Below are 16,573 nucleotides of genomic sequence, written 5' to 3' on the forward strand. Positions count from 1 at the left end.
GCCCCTGGATCCTCGGGTCAAGCCCGAGGATGACAATAAAATAGAATATCAACCTGAGATAACACGCTGTAGTTGTGATTTTTCCTCAACCGGACAGCCGTGGAGGGCACCGGAATGATCACGCGACGTGGATTGCTGGCTCTGGCCGGTACCACCGGGCTGACGCTCGCCGGCCGGCGGGGCCGGGCCGAGGAGGAGCCGCGGATCCGCATGTTCCAGCTGTATGGCCGGGACATGAGCTTTTCGCCGACGGCGCAGTCCCTGGCCGGGACGCGGGTCTCGATCCAGGGCTTCATGGCGCCGCATCTGAAGGTCGATTCCGACTTCTTCATCCTGTCCAACGCGCCGGTCGAGACCTGTCCGTTCTGCGCCTCCGAGGGCGACTGGATCGACAGCATCGTCTTCGTCCGGATGCTCGAGCGGGAGGAGGCGGTGGACCCCGGCGCGCTGATCGTCGCCGCCGGCACGCTGGAGATCGGCCCGGCCACCGACGCCGCCACCGGCTTCGTCAGCCGGGTCCGGCTGGTCGACGCGACCTTCGAGCTGTCGTGATGCCGGATGCCGCCGGGCCGCCGGAGCTGACGGCCCGCGGCATCTCCGCCCGGTTCCGCGACCGCACCGGCGCGCCGATCGAGGCGCTGCGGTCGGTCTCGGCGCGCTTCCCGGCCGGCCGCCTGACCGTCGTGGTCGGGCCGTCCGGCTCGGGCAAGACCACCTTGATCCACACCCTGGCCGGGATCGTCCGGCCGGCCGAGGGCGAGGTCGGCTTCGGCGGCACCGTCGTCAGCGGCCTCGCCGAAGGCGCGCGCGACGCCTGGCGCCGCCGGCAATGCGGGCTGGTGTTCCAGCAGTTCCGGCTGGTGGAGGAGCTGGGGGCGCTGGCCAACGTCACCCTGCCGGCGCTGTTCTCGCGCTCCCGGCTCGACCCCGCCCTGCGGGCGCGGGCGCGCGAGCTGCTGGCGCGCTTCGAGGTGCCCGACCGGGCCGTTCCCGCCTCGCGGCTGTCGCGCGGCGAGCAGCAGCGCGTGGCCCTGGCGCGGGCACTGTTGCTGGACCCGCCGATCATCCTGGCGGACGAGCCGACGGCGAGCCTGGATGCCGAGAACGGCGAGCGCGTCGCCACGGCGCTGGCGGAGCTGGCCGGGGCCGGCAAGATCGTCGTCTGCGCCACCCACGACCCGGCGCTGGCCGCACGGGCGGCGGCCGTCCTGACCCTGCGGGCCGGTGTCCTGGCGGAAGCCGAGGAGCCGGCGGAGGCCGTGGCGGCGGCCGGAGCTGCCCCCGGAGCCGCCCGGTGAATCCGTGGCCGGTGATCGGGGCGGCGCTGCGGCGCTATCGCTTCACCGCCCTGGTGTTCGTGCTGCTGGTCGCCGCCGGCGTGGCCCTGTCGGTCGCGATCCTGTCGCAGGAGCGCGCCCTGCGCACCGGCAGCGCCCGGGCCGCGGACCGGTTCGACCTGGTGGTGGCGGCGCCGGGCAGCCAGACCGACGCGCTGCTGACCGCGGTCTATCTCCAGCCCGGCGCGGTCCGGCTGCTGGCGCCGGAGATCACGGCGGCGCTGCTGAACGACGACCGCGCCGCCTTCGCCTCGCCGCTCGCCTTCGGCGACAGCCTGCGCGGCAGCCCGATCGTCGGCGCGATCCCGGCGCTGGTGGCGCATCTCTCCGACGGGCTGGCCGAGGGCCGGGTCTTCGCGTCACGGGCCGAGGCCGTGATCGGCGCCGCATCGCCCCTGCGCCTCGGCGACCGCTTCCGGCCGACCCACGGCGTCCACGCCGGGGCCGAGGCGGCGGCTGAGCATGACGGCCACGAAGCGGAGGAGGAGCATCACGGCGAGGCCGACGGCCACGACACCGAGCTGACCGTGGTCGGCCGGATGAAGCCGACCGGCTCGCCCTGGGACCGGGCGATCGTGGTGCCGGTCGAGCTGGTCTGGGCGGTGCACGGCCTGCCGGACGGCCATGCCGAGGGCGAGGCGCGGATCGGCCCGCCCTTCGACCCGGCCCGCACCCCGGGCATCCCGGCGGCGGTGCTGCACGCCAAGGACGTCGCCGGCGCCTACCGGCTGCGGCAGGCCTATGCCACCGACGGCTCGATGGCGTTCTTCCCGGCCGAGGCGCTGATCAAGCTGTACGGCATCCTCGGCGACCTGCGGCGGCTGATGGCGCTGCTGGCGCTCGTCACCCAGGCGCTGGTGCTGCTGGCGCTGGTGGCCAGCGTGGTCATCCTGCTGCGCCTGCTGACGCCGCAATTCGTCACCCTGCGGGCCCTGGGCGCGCCGCGCCGCTACGTCTTCGCCGTCGCCTGGGGCTTCACCGCGACGCTGGTCGCGGCGGGCGTGCTGCTCGGCCTGGCCGGCGGCTGGGCCCTGTCCTTCGCGATCAGCCGGGCGCTCGCGACCCAGACCGGCATCGCCCTGCAGCCGACCCTGGGCGCAGCGGAGCTCTGGATCGCGCTGGCGGTGCTGCTGATCGGCTTCGCCCTGGCCGCGCTGCCCGCCTGGCTGATCCAGCGCCGCCCGCTGGCCGAGGCGCTGGCGGGGGAGTGAGGGACTCCTCCGCTTACACCGACGTGACGATCCAGGCCGCGCCGCCGATCGCGAGCAGCCGATTCATCATTCGCGCGTGACCAGATAGGGCATCGATTCGGGTGGCCAGTGCCCTGCGCGTGAATCGTGGTAGTAGACCATCATGTGACCGGGGATGGCGCGGCTGATCCAGACGTCGCCCAGCTTGACCGGCTTCGGCAGCGGAGCCTTGACCGTGCGGGTCCCATCGAACCGGTACAGCACACGGAATCCGAGGATCCAGACTTCGCCCGGAGTCCCTTCGGCCAGCCCGTAGAAGGGTTCGCTTTGCCGGACCGACCCTCCGGGCCACTGCTCCATCCACGCCTTCTCCCAGACCACCGAGACCTGGTCTCCGCACAGCTTCAGGATGGCACCTTGCTGCGAGGTCATGTGCGCCAACCCGGTGGATGCCAGGACGCAGCCTGGCGCGCCGGGGGCCTGAATCAACCCGGTGACGGGATCGCAGTCACTGTTCAGCGGGCCGGCGCACAGATCCTTGCTGTCCCGCCGCTCGATGTTGGTGACGATGCCGGTCGCCGGATCCAGGCGCTGCAGGCCACCGCCCCATTCGCCGAAGTCGTGACCGATATACAGCAGGCCGTTGACCGCCAGGACGATGGGGGGCTCGGCAATCGGATGATCCCGGATCTCACCCTGCAGAGGCTTTGGCCTCCAGCGTCCGTCGGCGCCATGGACAATCATCCGATGCGGTGACAGCACCATCGGCCTCCCGTCGATGACGACCAGAGCCCGCGGCATCTCCGATGGCTCGAAGGGCGCTGAATCCTCGAAGCCGTTCCCGGTCCAGGACGACAGGACGAACTTGCCTCCAGCCGGCCGGAAGGTCTCCTCCATGTCGATCGGGTTGAGAGAGATCGATCGCAATGCCACCGGCTTGCCGTCTGACACCGCGAGGTCGATGACACTGTCTGCGAAATGGCTCGTGCGCACCCCGCCGGGCAGCGTCAGGGACGCCAGGCTGCCGTCCAAGCCACGCAGCCACAGCCGGCCGTCCAGGCTCAGCCCTCGGCCGTAGTTCCGATATTCGCGTGCCGGGGCGATCTGGCCCGGTCCGAGGTCGGGCTTCGCAGCCACCACGCCGGCAGGATTCGCCGGTCGTCCTGCCGGGCCGCTGCATCCTGCCAGAACCAGAAACGGCACCACGACTGCCGACATGATGACCGATCGGAATCCGCGCATGATGCCGCCTCCTTCAGATGTGGCGAGTCTCCACCTGGCTACAGCGAGGTGACGATCCAGGCCGCTCCGCCGACCGCGACCGCGTCCTCCAGCAGGGCGACCGGCAGGTCGCGCCCCGCCGCCCGGGCCAGCCGGGACCGCAGCTCATAGCCCAGCAGCGTGCCGGTCACGGCGCCGGCCACGCCAGCGATGAGGCCGACGATCACCGAGCCGCCGACGATGCCGAAGGCGGCGCCGCAGACCGCGCCGCTGACGATCCGGGCGCCGAACTGCACCGGCACCTTCCGGCTCGGCGTCTTCGGCAGCTGGTCGGCGATCAGCTCGGCGATCGCCGCCGCGGTGAGCAGCCAGGGCGTCACCGCGGCGCCGAGAAATTCCAGCCCGGTGCCGTCGAGCGGCAGCCAGCCGAGATGGGCGGCCCAGCTGACGGCCGCCGGCGCGGTCATCGTCCGCAGCCCGGCGACGCACCCGATCAGGAAGGCCAGGACCAGCATCGAAATCTCCCCCGGAAATGCGAGGCCGCTGTGGGCCGGTCTGAAAATCGGCCGCCAGCATCGGCGATCCCCGCCTGCCTGTCGATACCGTCCGGCTTCGCTCCGCCTGGCTGGCTGAGATCCTGACCCTGGCCGGGTGGATGTCGTCCGATGGCCCGCCAGCCCCGCTGAATTGGCTGGCCTAATATAATACACCCTCAATGCCCGAGCAGGCTTTCGCTGCGATGAAACGCCATCCGTCAGATAGAATCTCCAATTCCACATGGCAGGAGTTCACCATGACCAGCGCAACAGCGTTACCGGCAGATCTGGACAGGCGTTCACGGGTTGGGCGGCCGTTCCTTCGCGGCCTGCTGGTGTCCGCCATCGCCGCGGCATCGCTGTGGCCGGCCGGCGCGTCGGCCGCCGAGCGCGACGAATTCTTCTGGCTCGGGGAAATCAACAAGGCGACCGCCGTCATCAACGCCGATGAGGGCTTGCTCGACAGGCAGCTGACGCCGGGAATCGCGGCGGCCATCGCCAAGGTCATCGCGGACGGAGACAAGGAAGGGGCCAGGCGGCCGAGCAGCGTGATCACCTTCGAGCCTCTGCTGATCAAGGCCGGCGGCATGGATGTCACGCTGCTGCATGCCGGACGCTCCAGCCAGGACATGCACGCCACCTACCGCGCGGCGATCCTGCGCGACGAGATGCTGGACCTGGCCGCGCAGCTCAACATCACGGCCACGACGCTGGTCGACCTGGCCGCGGCGCATGCCGACACCGTCGTCCCCAACTACACCAACGGCGTCGCCGCGCAGCCGAACAGCTTCGGCCACTATCTGCTCGGCCATGCCGCCGGGTTCGCGCGCGATGCCGAACGCATCCGCCAGGCCTATGCACGCATCGACCGGTCCGCCATGGGCACAACGGTCCTCAACGGCACCGGGTGGCCGCTGAACCGTCAGCGCATGGCCGATTACCTCGGCTTTGCGCAACTGGTCGACAACGCCTACGACGCCTCCCAGATCTCCTCGATGGACGAACCGGTGGAGGTCGGGGCGATCGTCACGGCGATCGCGCTGCACACCGGCAATTTCGTCGAGGACATCATGACGCAATATGCCGGTCCGCGGCCGTGGATCCTGCTGGAAGAGGGCGGCGGCAACACCTATGTGTCGAGCGCGATGCCGCAGAAGCGCAATCCGGGCCTCCTGAACTCGACCCGCAGCGATGCCTCGACGGCGATCACCCTGGCGCTCGGGCCGGTGATCCAGACCCACAACATCACGCCGGGCATGCCGGACCCGAAGGATGTCGAGCAGAACACGGCGATGATCGACGCCGGCATCAAGACGCTGAAGGATCTCGACCGCGTGCTGAAGGCCCTGGTGATCAACCGCGACCGGGCGCTGGAGGAGCTGAACAGCGACTGGACGGCCTCGCAGGAGCTGGCCGACATCCTGATGCGCAAATACGGCCTGCCCTTCCGCGAGGGCCATCATTTCGCGTCGGAGGTGGTGAGCTACGCCAAGCAGAACGGCATCAAGCCGCTGGATTTCCCCTATGCCGAGGCGCAGCGCATCTACGCCGAGGCCGTCGCCGGCACGAAATATCCGCAGGCGCTGCCGATGGCCGAGGCGGAGTTCCGCGCCGGCCTCGACCCGGTGGCGATCGTGAAGGCCCGCAGCACGAGCGGCGGGCCGCAGCCCGCGGAAATGGAGCGCATGATCGCCAAGGCCAGAAGCGAGCTCGCGGACCAGGACGCCTGGATCAAGGAGCGGCGCGAATTCATCGACACCGCCCTGGCCAGGCTCGACGGGGATTTCGCCAAGCTGATGCGGTGAGGGGCAGGGGCGCGGGACGTCGGGTCAAGCGCACGGCTGTCCGGTTGAGAAAAATCGCAACTAAAGCGTGTTTTTCTTAGGTTGATCTATTTTACTGTCATCCTCGGGCTTGACCCGAGGATCCAGGGGCTTTCAAAGCGTTCTCGATGGCCCCTGGATTGCCGGGTCAAGCCCGGCAATGACAATAAAAGTTTAGTTCAGCGCCTAGATCTGCAACCCGAAAAGCTTAACTGGACCGCCTTGGGTCAGGCCCAGGCATGACAGTTTAGGACAAGTCCTGGAGTCAATCGGCCCGATTGTTCTCGAGCTGATCCTGCCCCCGCGTCAGAAGCCGCCCCACCCGATTCACCTCGGTCTCGCAAACCTAGGCGACGAGAGGTAGTATTCTCCGGCTCATCTGCGCAAATGGGATGGAGATGCGGCATGTCTCTTCGGATCGACACCAGCGCATCGATGCAAACCGGGCGAACCGCGCCTGCTTCATTGGCACAGCAGCAAGCCTTCAACAACGCGGTTTCGCAATCGACGGGCATGCGCGGAGCAGCGGGAGAGACGGATAAGACGGTCGACGACCCCGGCAACAGCGGGGGTGTCGAAAAGGGCGGGAGCTGGGCCGACTTTATCGAGCGGATGGTGAAGGAGGCTTGGGCGAGACAGCAGAAGCTGGAGCGCTATGAGGCCGAAGTGTCGAAACAGTCTCCGACCGGCGCAAAGATCATTGCCGAAGCGGAGCGGCTGGGTGTGCGGGTCCATGTGCTCAGCGATGAAGACTATGAGAGTCGTCATCCCGGCACGGGAGGCGTGACCGTCAATGGCGAGGTCTATATTCCGGAATCGGCGCTGGATACGGACGGAAATCCGGTCCTCGAGCATGAATTGCTGCATGCCATTCTCGGCCATAGCCCTGAGATCTTCGACAACGCACTGCCGCTCGATGAGCGCATCACGCATGCACGCGATCTGTTCGAGGGAATGGGACTTGATGCCGATGACGGCGAGCGCTTTGCGCGCGCGATCGATGGCTGGCCGCCTGAGCGAAACGTCGACGCGGATCACATACAGGCCTATGTCAGCGGCGTCGATATCGCTCGCGAGAAGGCCGGCTTGCCGCCACTGACGGACGCGCAGCGCGACGAGCTTTATGCGGGTGCGGCGGAGCGGGAGGCGGCGCTCGGCATTCAACGCGGGCCGCTTGCGGACTACGACAAGACAGAGTGGCCCATGCTGCGCCCGCTGCTGCTCGCCAGAGCCGAGGCGCAGTGGGCGGCGACGCCCCAGGGCCGCGCCCACCCGCCGTCCGGCGATACGATGGAGGAGCGCGCCGCGAGCCTCTCGGCCATCATCGAGAAATTTGCCAGTGAAGATCGGCTGCTGAAGTTCAAATCCCAGCCGGCGCAGACCGCCCAAGGGCCAGATTGATGAGCGGTCAATTCACATAGACTTGCCCGCGTCACGCTGCCCGCGTCAGCAGCCGTCCCGCCCGGTCCACCTCGGTCTCGCCGGCGCGCCAGGACAGGCGGCCGTTGACCAGCACGAAGTCGAGGCCGCGGGACGGGGTCTTCGGGGCTTCGAAGGTGGCGGCGTCGGCGATGTGGGCCGGGTCGAACACCACCAGGTCGGCGGCATGGCCCTCGCGCACCAGGCCGCGGCCGGGCAGGTTGAAGCGCATCGCCGACAGGCCGGTCATCTTGTGCACCGCCGTCTCCAGCGGGAACAGGCCCAGGTCGCGGCTGTAATGGCCCAGCACGCGCGGGAAGGTGCCCCACAGGCGCGGATGCGGGTGGCTGTCATGCGGCAGCCCGTCCGAGCCGATCATGGTCAGCGGAAAGGACAGGATGCGGCGGACATCGGCCTCGTCCATCTGGAAATAGATGGCACCGGCCGGGTGCAGCCGCACCGCCGCCTCCTTCTCGGTGCAGCCCCAGTCCGCGGCGATCTCGGCCAGGTCGCGGCCCGCCATCTCCGGCTGCGCCTTCGACCAGGCGACCATGATCCGGATGTCGCCGGTGACATGGTCCGGGTCCAGCACGGTCGACCCGGCGGTGTAGGGATAGGCGTCGAGCCCGACCGGCTGGTGGCGGCTGGCTTCCTCGATCACCGGCAGGGTCTCGCGGCTGCGGCCCCAATTGTGCGGCCCGGCGCATTTGTGGTGCGAGATGACCACCGGCACCTCGGCCCGGCGGGCGGTGGAGAAGCTCTCCTCCAGCGAGTCGAGCACCTTGTCGTGCTCGTCGCGCATATGGGTGGCGTAGACGCCGCCGCGGTCGGCCAGGAGCTCGGCCAGCGCCGCCACCTCGTCGGCATCGGCCGCGGCGTTGGGCTTGTAGTAGAGGCCGGTGGAGAAGCCGATGGCGCCCGCATCCAGGCTGTCGGCCAGCAGGCGTCGCATGGCGTCGATCTCGCCGGCATCCGCCTTGCGGCCGGTATCCACCATGGTGCCGATGCGCAGCGAGGAATGGCCGATCAGCGCAGCCACGTTGACGCCCGGCACAACCTCGCCCAGCCGGCCGCGATAGTCGGCGAAGCTCGGGAACTCGTAGGCGGCTTCGTCGCCCAGCAGGTTCAAGGGCGGCGGCGGGGCGCCCCTCAGCGTCAGCGGCGACAGGCTGATGCCGCAATTGCCGACCACCACCGTGGTCACGCCCTGGCTGATCTTCGGCAGCATGTCCGGGCCGTCGATCACCGCCCGGTCGTCATGGGTGTGCACGTCGATGAAGCCGGGCGCCACCACCCGGCCGACGACGTCGATGCTGTCGCGCGCCCGGTCGGCGGCGATGCTGCCGGTCGGGGCCACGGCGGCGATGCGGTCGCCGAGGATGGCGACATCGGCCTGGAGGCGGGGGGCGCCGGAACCATCGATCACGGTGCCGTTGCGGAGCAGCAGGTCATAGCGCGGTTGGTCAGGCATGGGCTTTCCGTCGGACTGGGCGGGGCCGGGGCGACGTGTCGCGGGGCGGCACGGGAGCGGCCGGCTCGTCGAGGGTGGGGATCTGGCTGAGAGTGTATTTGACCCGGCGCAGGCTTTCGAGCGCCACCGGACCGCGGCGCATGGCCACGCCGGTCGCGACCACGTCGATCACGGCCATATGGGCCAGGCGCGACGCGGTCGGCTTGAAGATGTCGCTGTCCTCCGGCGGGGCGGCGGCCAGCACGATCTCCGCCGCCCGGGCCAGCGGCGTGTCCGGGCGGGTCAGGGCGATGACGGTGGCGCCGTAGTGCCGGGCGATCTCGGCGCTCTCGACCAGGTCGCGGAAGCGGCCGGAATTGCAGATCGCCAGCACGCAGTCGTCCGGCCCGAGCGTGGCGGCCGACATCCGCTGCAGCTGGGTGTCGGCGTGGAAGTCGGTCGGCAGGTCCAGCCGGAAGAAGCGCAGATAGGCGTCATGGCCGACCGCGTGCGAGCCGCCGCCGACGCCGTAGATGTCGAGCCGCCGGGCACGGGCGATCGCCTCGATCGCCTGGCGCAGCGGCTGCGGGTCGAGCTGGTTGCGCACGGCGGTCACCGCCTCGATCACGCTGTCCAGCACCCGGTCGGCCAGCTGGGCGACGTCGTCCGGCGGCGTGCCCGCCTGCGGCCGCGATTGCAGATAGGGGCTGGCGACGGCCAGGTTCTGCGCCAGCCGGACCTTGAAGTCGCGCACGCTGTCGCAGCCCAGCGCGCGGCAGAAGCGGGTGACCGACGGTTCGCTGACCCGGGCGCGGCGCGCCAGCTCGGCGATGCTGGCGCGGGTGGCGAAGCCGGGATCGGCCAGCACCGCCTCGGCCACCCGCTGCTCGGACGGCCGCAGCGAGGCCTCCATCCGGCGCAGGCGCGAGACGATGTCGACCACATAGGCCATCACAGGAGCTCGGCGGGGTGGGGAGGGCTGGCCTTGCAGGGACGGAGCCGGAGAAGGCTGCGACAGTCTCTGGATTGCCGGGTTGATCCTCGGGTCGAGCCCGAGGACGGCAATGACAGATGAGGGAACCCTTCAACCAAACCCAAAGCTGTCATGCCCGGGCTTGACCCGGGCATCCAGGAGCTATCGCCGGAAGTGCTCTGGCCTAGGCGAGATCCTCGTAGAGATCGCGCCATTCTGGATTCTCCCGCTCGATCAGAGCGATCTTCCAGCGGCGCGGCCAGTGCTTGAGGGTTTTCTCCCGCTGGATCGCGGCTTCGACCCGGTCGAAGGGTTCGGCATGGACGAGCATTTTCACCGCGTGGCGCTTGGTGAAGCCTTCGACCTCCCCGGTCCGATGCTGATAGACTCGGCGGGCCAGATCGCCGGTCACGCCGATGTACAGCGTCCCGTTCCGCCAACTGGCCATGATGTAGACGTCGTACATCCGCGATCCCTGAAATCGGGAGATCGCGACCAGAGTCCAATAATCCGGTGTTGAGCTCAATAACACAGCTGTCATGCCCGGGCTTGACCCGGGCATCCAGAAACTGTCGACAGCCTCTGGATTGCCGGGTCAAGCCCGGCAATGACAGAAGGGGGGAAGGGGACAAAGCGGTCCCCATCAGAAGAAGGTCCGGATGGCGCCCGAGACGCGGTAGTCGTCCTCCACCACCATCATCACCTGCCATTTGTCGAAGGTGGTGCAGGGGTGGGAGATGCCGCAGCAGACCAGGTCGCCGACCTGCGGGTCGAAGCCGTCCGGCAGCTTCAGATAGGCGTGCTGGTCGTTCATCGAGGTGAGTACGGCGCCGGCGGGCACCGGCTGCGAGGCGGTGGCGCCGGCGGGGCGCCACAGGGTCGGGATCGGCAGCTCGATGTCGTAGGACACGTCGCGCTTGCCCATGGTCAGCAGCGCCAGCCCGGCCTCCGGCCGCGACTGCACCATGGACCAGACCTCCAGCGCCGGCTCCAGGTCGCCATGCCGGCGCCAATCGGCCGGGATGCGGCGGAGGATGTGCTCAAACAGCCTGGTGTACTGGCCGGAATCATGGGTCAGGTAACAACCGCTCCGCACCACCACCCGCGTCGGGCGCGACAGCCGGACCTCGGCGAGCCTGCGGGCGACGATGTCGTAATAGGCCGAGCCGCCGGCGCTCAGCAGCACCGGCTCGGTGGCAAACAGGCCGGCGCGGTCGATCTCCGCCGCCAGCGCCGCCAGCCGGTCCAGGAAGCCGGTGACGGCGATCTCGTCCGCCGCCGCGTCCTTGGTGACGACCAGCCCCTCATAGCCCTCGACGCCACGCAGGGCGAGGCCCGGTGCGTCCGCCGCGGCTCGGGCCACTTCCAGCGCCTCCGCCGCGCTGCGGCAGCCGGTGCGGCCCCCGGCCATGCCGAGCTCGACCAGCAGGCCCAGCGGGCGCCCCGGCGGCGTGGCGCGGGCGGCCTCGGCCAGGCGGCGCACCCCGGCGACGGAATCCACGAGGCAGAACGCCTCCAGCGCCGGGTCGGCGGCCAGCGCCGCCAGCACCGAGCGCATCGCCGCGGCGTCGACCAGCTGGTTGGCGATCAGGATCCGCTTCACCCCGAAGCGGCGGCACACCTCGAACTGCTGGGCGGTGGCGACGGTGATGCCCCAGGAGCCGTTGGCGAGCTGCAGGTCGAACAGCTGCGGGCTCATCGTGGTCTTGCCGTGCGGCGCCAGGGCGACGCCGGTCTCGGCCAGGATGTCGCGCATCCAGCGGGCGTTGCGCTCCAGCACCGACCGCTTCAGCAGCGCCTGCGGGAAGGGCAGGTCGCCGGACAGCGCGTTCCAGCCCTGGTCGCCGATGCTGCGGAACGGGATCGGCTTCAGATCGGGCGGCAGGCCCTTGCTGGCGCCGTCGACGGGTGAGTCGAGGATCGGGTCGAGGGCGAGGACGGAGGGGGTGAACATCAATTCGTCTTTCGTTCGTAAAGACCTGTTCCGCTCAATATTCCACTGTCATGCCCGGGCTTGACCCGGGCATCCAGAGATGTCGAAGCCGCTCTGGGTGGCCCCTGGATTGCCGGGTCAAGCCCGGCAATGACAGTAGAGGGAAAGTTGGAACCATGCCGTCCATCGCCATCCCCCTACAGGCGGCGGCCGGAGGCCGCGTCGAACAGATGGGCTTGGGCGGCGAGGGGAGCGAGCGGGACAATGTCGCCCGGCACCACCCGGCGGCGGCCATGGATCACGGCGGCGACGCGGGTGCCGGCGAGGGTGCCGTAGAGATGGGTCTCGGCCCCGGTCGGCTCGACCAGATCGATCGTCACCGGCACGCCGTTGCCGTCCTCGGCCAGGCTGAAATGCTCCGGCCGCACGCCCAGCAGCACCGGCTGGTCGTCCGCGGCGGCGCGGTCGGGGGCGGGCAGGCGGGTGCCGTCCTCGGCCTCGACCGCCGGCCCGCCGGCGCCGCGGCGGTAGCGGCCGGGCAGGAAGCTCATGGCCGGCGAGCCGAGGAAGCCGGCGACGAAGGTGTTGGCCGGCAGGTCGTAGAGGTCGAGCGGCACGCCCTGCTGCTCGATCCGGCCGCCATTCATCACCACGATGCGGTCGGCCAGCGTCATCGCCTCGATCTGGTCGTGCGTGACGTAGACGATGGTGGTGCCCAGGCGGCGGTGCAGCGCCTTGATCTCGGTGCGCATCTGCACCCTGAGCTTGGCGTCGAGGTTCGACAGCGGCTCGTCGAACAGGAACACGGCGGGGTCGCGCACGATCGCCCGGCCCATGGCGACGCGCTGGCGCTGGCCGCCGGACAGCTGGCGCGGCAGCCGCTCGAGATAGTCGAACAGGTTGAGGATTCCGGCGGCCTTGCCGACCTTGGCCTCGATCTCCGGCTTCGGCTCGCCGCGCAGCCTGGGGCCGTAGGCGATGTTCTGCCGGGCGGTCATGTGCGGGTACAGCGCGTAGGACTGGAACACCATGGCGATGTTCCGCTTCTGCGGCGGCACGTCATTGGCCCGGGCGCCGCCGATCAGCAGGTCGCCGCCGGAGATCGTCTCCAGCCCCGCGATCATGCGCAGCAAAGTGGACTTGCCGCAGCCGGACGGCCCGACCAGGACGACGAACTCGCCATCGGCGATGTCGAGGTCGACCGCATGGACCACCTGGGTCTCGCCGTAGCGCTTCACCACCCCGTCCAGCCGCACCGTCGCCATGGATCAGAACTCCTCCAGCGTGAGCTCCCCGGCCATCACCCGGTTGCCGGCGGTCAGACCGCCATCGACCGGCAGCATGGCGCCGGTGATGAAGCCGGCCAGCTCGTCCGAGGCCAGGAAGGCCACGGCCTTGGCGATGTCCGCCGGCTCGGCCACACGCTGCAGCGGATACCATTTGCGCAGGGATTCGAAGATCTCCGGCTTCCGGTCGACGCGCTCCTGCCAGATCGGGGTGCGGACGGTGCCGGGGCAGATCACGTTGGCGCGGATGCCGAACGGCCCGTACTCCACCGCCAGCGCCCGGGTGTAGCTGATCAGCCCGGCTTTGGCGGCGCTGTAGGCCGGGTGGCCCAGCGCCTGCAGCCCGTTGACGCTGCTGATGTTGACGATGCTGCCGCGGCGCCGCTCCTTCATGCCGTCGATCACCGCGGCGACGACGTGATAGGGGCCGTTCAGATTCAGCTCGACATCCGCGGCCCAGGTCTCGGCGGTGGTCGAGGCCAGGCTGCCGCGCTCGCCGCCGCCGGCATTGTTGACCACGACATCGACCGGGCCGGTGCGGGCGACCGCGGCCTCGATCGCGGCGCGGGTGGCGCCGGCGTCGCGCAGGTCGGCCGGCGCGGCGGCGGCCTTGGTGCCGGCTTCGGCCAGCCTGGCGACGCGGGCCTCCAGCGCCGCGGCGTCGCGGTCGGACAGGATCAGCGTCGCCCCGGCCGCGGCGAAATGGTCGACGATCGCCCCGCCGATGCCGCCGAGCGCCCCGGTGACGAGAACGGTCTGGAAGCGCGTCATGGCTGTGTTTTCCGGCCTGTGGCGAGGGATGACAAGCCGATGGTAGCTCAATGTTTGAAACTTACAAGACGGCCGTCGCGCGTGTGCGGTGCAGCATCGGTGCGGAATGCGACTTGTCCGAGGATTTCAGTATTGCTGCGGGATAGCGGAAGGTCGAACGCCAGATCGCCACTTCCGAATTGCGTCCTGCCGAGGATTGTAAGAGAGTTACATGCAGGGCGGTTCCGGCGAAAAGCCGGGCGCGGCCGCTCCCCGGCTTTCCGGTTCAATTGCGATCTCGCGCGGCCAGGCGTCCTCGGAATGTGGCGCCGCCGAAACAGGAGGCTCTCCATGCAGCATGCGTTCCGGTCCGTGCTCCTCGGCGCGGGCGCCACGATCCTGGCGGCGCTGGCCGCGGCGCCTGCCGTCGCCGCCGAGGTGCGGGTCACGGTGGCGGAGTACAGCTCCAAGACCGGCCCCTATTTCGAGGAGGCGGCGAAGGCCTTCGAGGCCGCGAACCCCGGCACCGACATCAAGATCGAAGTGGTGCCCTGGGACGTGCTGCAGCAGAAGCTGACCACCGACATCTCCGGCAACGCCAATGCCGACCTGGCCATCATCGGCACGCGCTGGCTGGTGGATTTCGTGCAGCAGGGCGTGGTCGCGCCGCTGGACGGCTACATGACCGACGACTTCAAGGCGCGGTTCATCCCGACCTTCTTCGCGCCGGGCGTGCTGGACGGCAAGACCTACGGCCTGCCGATCGCGTCCTCGGCTCGCGCCATGTACTACAACAAGGAGATCTTCGAGAAGGCAGGCCTCTCCGCCCCGCCGGCGACCTGGGACGAGCTGATCGAGGACGCGAAGCAGATCAAGGCGCTCGGACTCAAGGACACCTATGCCTTCGGCCTGCAGGGCAAGGAGATCGAGACCGACGTCTATTTCTACTATGCGATGTGGAGCTTCGGCGGCGACATCGTGGTCGACGGCAAGAGCGGGCTGGACAGCGAAGCCGCGGTCAAGGCCGCGACCCTGTACAAGCAGCTGATCGACGACGGGCTGACCGAGCCGGGCGTCACCGCCTATAACCGCGAGGACGTGCAGAACCTGTTCAAGCAGGGCCGCATCGGCATGATGTTCACCGCGCCATTCCTGGCCAGCCAGATCAAGACCGAGGCGCCGAACCTGAAATACGGCGTCGCGCCGGTGCCGAAGGGCACCACCTCGGCCACCTACGCGGTCACGGATTCGATCGTGCTGTTCGACAACTCCAAGGTGAAGGACGAAGCCTGGAAGTTCATGGACTTCCTGTTCCAGAACGACTGGCGCGAGAAGTTCACGGTCAATGAGGGCTTCCTGACCGAGAACCAGGCGGTGGCCAAGCTGCCGTACTTCACCGACGACCCGAACCTGAAGGTCTTCACCGCGATGCTGCCGAACGCCAAGTTCGCGCCGACCATCGCCGGATGGGAGGAGATCGCCGACGCCACCGGCCGGGCGATGCAGAAGATCTATCTCGGCGAGGCCAAGCCGGAGGACGCCCTGAAGGCCGCCGCCGAGCAGGCCAACGGGGTGCTGGGCGCGAAGTAGGCCTCTCCCGCGTTCCCTTTTCCTGTCATTGCCGGGCTTGACCCGGCAATCCAGAAGCTGTCGACAGTCTCTGGATGCCCGGGTCAAGCCCGGGCATGACAGGAACGGGATGGGGCTTCCGAGACTGAGAGCATGCTCCACCCATGACCGCTCCCCTGGCCGCGCGCATCCCCGGCCTGACGCCGATCCTGCTGATCCTGCCGAGCTTCCTGCTGGCGGCGTTCATCATCGCCTATCCGGTCTGGGACCTGCTGACGGTCGCCTCGCACCAGGTCAACCGCTTCGGCCAGCTGCGCGACTTCACCGGCTTCACCAATCTCGGCAGCGTCCTGGCCGACCCGCTGTTCCTGGACAGCCTGGTGCGGACCCTGGTCTGGACCGCCGCCGTGGTGTTCGGAACGGTGCTGGTCTCGGTGCCGGTGGCGCTGATCCTGAACACCGAGTTCTACGGTCGCGGCATCGCCCGGGTGATCGTGATGCTGCCCTGGTCGGTGTCGCTGACCATGATGGCGATCGTCTGGCGCTGGGCGCTGAACGGCGAATCCGGCCTGTTGAACCTGACGCTGCAGGACCTCGGCCTGATCGACCAGAAGGTGGTCTGGCTGGCCTCGGCCGCCACCGCCTTCCCGATCCAGATCCTGATCGGGATCCTGGTGTCCGTGCCGTTCACGGTGACGATCTTCCTCGGCGGCCTGTCGTCGATCCCGGGCGACATCTACGAGGCCGCGTCGACCGACGGCGCCTCGTCCTGGCAGCGCTTCCGCACCCTGACGCTGCCGCTGATGCGGCCGTTCATCAACATGGCGGTGGTGCTGAACATCATCTACGTCTTCAACTCCTTCCCGATCATCTGGGTGCTGACCGGGGGCGGGCCGTCGGATTCGACGCAGATCCTGGTCACCTACCTGTACAAGCTGGCCTTCACGCTCGGGAAGATGGGCGAGGCGGCGTCGATCTCGCTGATCATGTTCGCCATCCTCTTGGTCTTCACCCTGATCTATCTGCGCATGGCGATGAAGGGCGAGCGCGATGGCTAGAAGTCGGGCGCGATCGGGAACGGCGATG

15 protein-coding genes are annotated in these 16,573 nt (G+C 68.9%); 7 read left to right on the forward strand and 8 right to left on the reverse strand.

Features of this window, described 5'->3' with window-relative positions; all coding sequences use genetic code 11:
• Nucleotides 1-114 precede the first annotated feature (114 nt).
• Genes QFZ27_RS24900 through QFZ27_RS24910 form a run of 3 tightly spaced genes read left to right on the forward strand, consistent with a single transcriptional unit; the run spans nucleotide 115 to nucleotide 2,548 of the window.
• On the forward strand, nucleotides 115-552 hold the full coding sequence (locus QFZ27_RS24900; protein ID WP_429229152.1) for a hypothetical protein: 438 nt from the start codon (nucleotides 115-117) through the stop codon (nucleotides 550-552).
• Nucleotides 552-1,298: an ABC transporter ATP-binding protein gene (locus QFZ27_RS24905; RefSeq protein WP_429229153.1), complete on the forward strand. Its 747-nt coding sequence runs from the start codon at nucleotides 552-554 to the stop codon at nucleotides 1,296-1,298. Before QFZ27_RS24900 ends, QFZ27_RS24905 begins: the two co-directional genes overlap by 1 nt.
• The gene (locus tag QFZ27_RS24910) at nucleotides 1,295-2,548 is read left to right on the forward strand and encodes an FtsX-like permease family protein (protein WP_429229154.1); all 1,254 of its coding nucleotides are present in this window, start codon (nucleotides 1,295-1,297) and stop codon (nucleotides 2,546-2,548) included. Before QFZ27_RS24905 ends, QFZ27_RS24910 begins: the two co-directional genes overlap by 4 nt.
• Before the next feature lie 66 nt (nucleotides 2,549-2,614).
• Here the strand turns inward: QFZ27_RS24910 and QFZ27_RS24915 are convergent, their stop codons facing one another.
• On the reverse strand, nucleotides 2,615-3,769 hold the full coding sequence (locus QFZ27_RS24915; protein WP_429229155.1) for a hypothetical protein: 1,155 nt from the start codon (nucleotides 3,767-3,769) through the stop codon (nucleotides 2,615-2,617).
• 38 nt (nucleotides 3,770-3,807) lie between these two features.
• Entirely contained in the window at nucleotides 3,808-4,263 is a 456-nt protein-coding gene (locus QFZ27_RS24920) for a DUF4126 family protein (RefSeq protein ID WP_429229156.1), read from the reverse strand.
• Between the two features lie 278 nt (nucleotides 4,264-4,541).
• On the opposite strand from QFZ27_RS24920, the gene QFZ27_RS24925 reads away from it, so the two are divergent.
• Both QFZ27_RS24925 and QFZ27_RS24930 read left to right on the forward strand, forming a co-directional pair.
• Nucleotides 4,542-6,089 carry a lyase family protein gene (locus tag QFZ27_RS24925; protein ID WP_429229157.1) on the forward strand — a complete coding sequence of 516 codons (1,548 nt, stop codon included), beginning with the start codon at nucleotides 4,542-4,544 and terminating at the stop codon, nucleotides 6,087-6,089.
• 423 nt (nucleotides 6,090-6,512) lie between these two features.
• Entirely contained in the window at nucleotides 6,513-7,508 is a 996-nt protein-coding gene (locus QFZ27_RS24930) for a hypothetical protein (RefSeq protein ID WP_429229158.1), read from the forward strand.
• Between the two features lie 31 nt (nucleotides 7,509-7,539).
• On the opposite strand, the gene QFZ27_RS24935 is transcribed toward QFZ27_RS24930, so the two are convergent.
• From QFZ27_RS24935 to QFZ27_RS24960, 6 genes are all read right to left on the reverse strand, one after another.
• On the reverse strand, nucleotides 7,540-8,997 hold the full coding sequence (locus QFZ27_RS24935) for an N-acyl-D-amino-acid deacylase family protein (protein WP_429229159.1): 1,458 nt from the start codon (nucleotides 8,995-8,997) through the stop codon (nucleotides 7,540-7,542).
• Nucleotides 8,990-9,928 (reverse strand): SIS domain-containing protein, encoded by a 939-nt coding sequence (locus QFZ27_RS24940; RefSeq protein ID WP_429229160.1) that lies wholly within the window; start codon nucleotides 9,926-9,928, stop codon nucleotides 8,990-8,992. Before QFZ27_RS24940 ends, QFZ27_RS24935 begins: the two co-directional genes overlap by 8 nt.
• Before the next feature lie 205 nt (nucleotides 9,929-10,133).
• A complete protein-coding gene (locus QFZ27_RS24945; protein ID WP_429229161.1) occupies nucleotides 10,134-10,415 on the reverse strand; it encodes a GIY-YIG nuclease family protein in 282 nt (93 codons plus the stop codon).
• A 177-nt stretch (nucleotides 10,416-10,592) separates the two neighbouring features.
• Nucleotides 10,593-11,903 carry an amino acid deaminase gene (locus QFZ27_RS24950; RefSeq protein WP_429229162.1) on the reverse strand — a complete coding sequence of 437 codons (1,311 nt, stop codon included), beginning with the start codon at nucleotides 11,901-11,903 and terminating at the stop codon, nucleotides 10,593-10,595.
• A 176-nt stretch (nucleotides 11,904-12,079) separates the two neighbouring features.
• Entirely contained in the window at nucleotides 12,080-13,147 is a 1,068-nt protein-coding gene (locus QFZ27_RS24955) for an ABC transporter ATP-binding protein (protein WP_429229163.1), read from the reverse strand.
• A 3-nt stretch (nucleotides 13,148-13,150) separates the two neighbouring features.
• Entirely contained in the window at nucleotides 13,151-13,939 is a 789-nt protein-coding gene (locus QFZ27_RS24960; protein WP_429229164.1) for an SDR family oxidoreductase, read from the reverse strand.
• A 330-nt stretch (nucleotides 13,940-14,269) separates the two neighbouring features.
• Between QFZ27_RS24960 and QFZ27_RS24965 the strand changes: the two genes are divergently transcribed.
• Nucleotides 14,270-15,508, forward strand: coding sequence for an ABC transporter substrate-binding protein (locus QFZ27_RS24965; RefSeq protein ID WP_429229165.1), 1,239 nt, complete (start codon nucleotides 14,270-14,272; stop codon nucleotides 15,506-15,508).
• Nucleotides 15,509-15,651: 143 nt separating this feature from the next.
• Nucleotides 15,652-16,545 (forward strand): carbohydrate ABC transporter permease, encoded by an 894-nt coding sequence (locus QFZ27_RS24970; protein ID WP_429229166.1) that lies wholly within the window; start codon nucleotides 15,652-15,654, stop codon nucleotides 16,543-16,545.
• Nucleotides 16,546-16,573: the final 28 nt, after the last annotated feature.

This window comes from Inquilinus ginsengisoli (genome assembly GCF_050434925.1).
Classification (GTDB): domain Bacteria; phylum Pseudomonadota; class Alphaproteobacteria; order DSM-16000; family Inquilinaceae; genus Inquilinus; species Inquilinus ginsengisoli_B.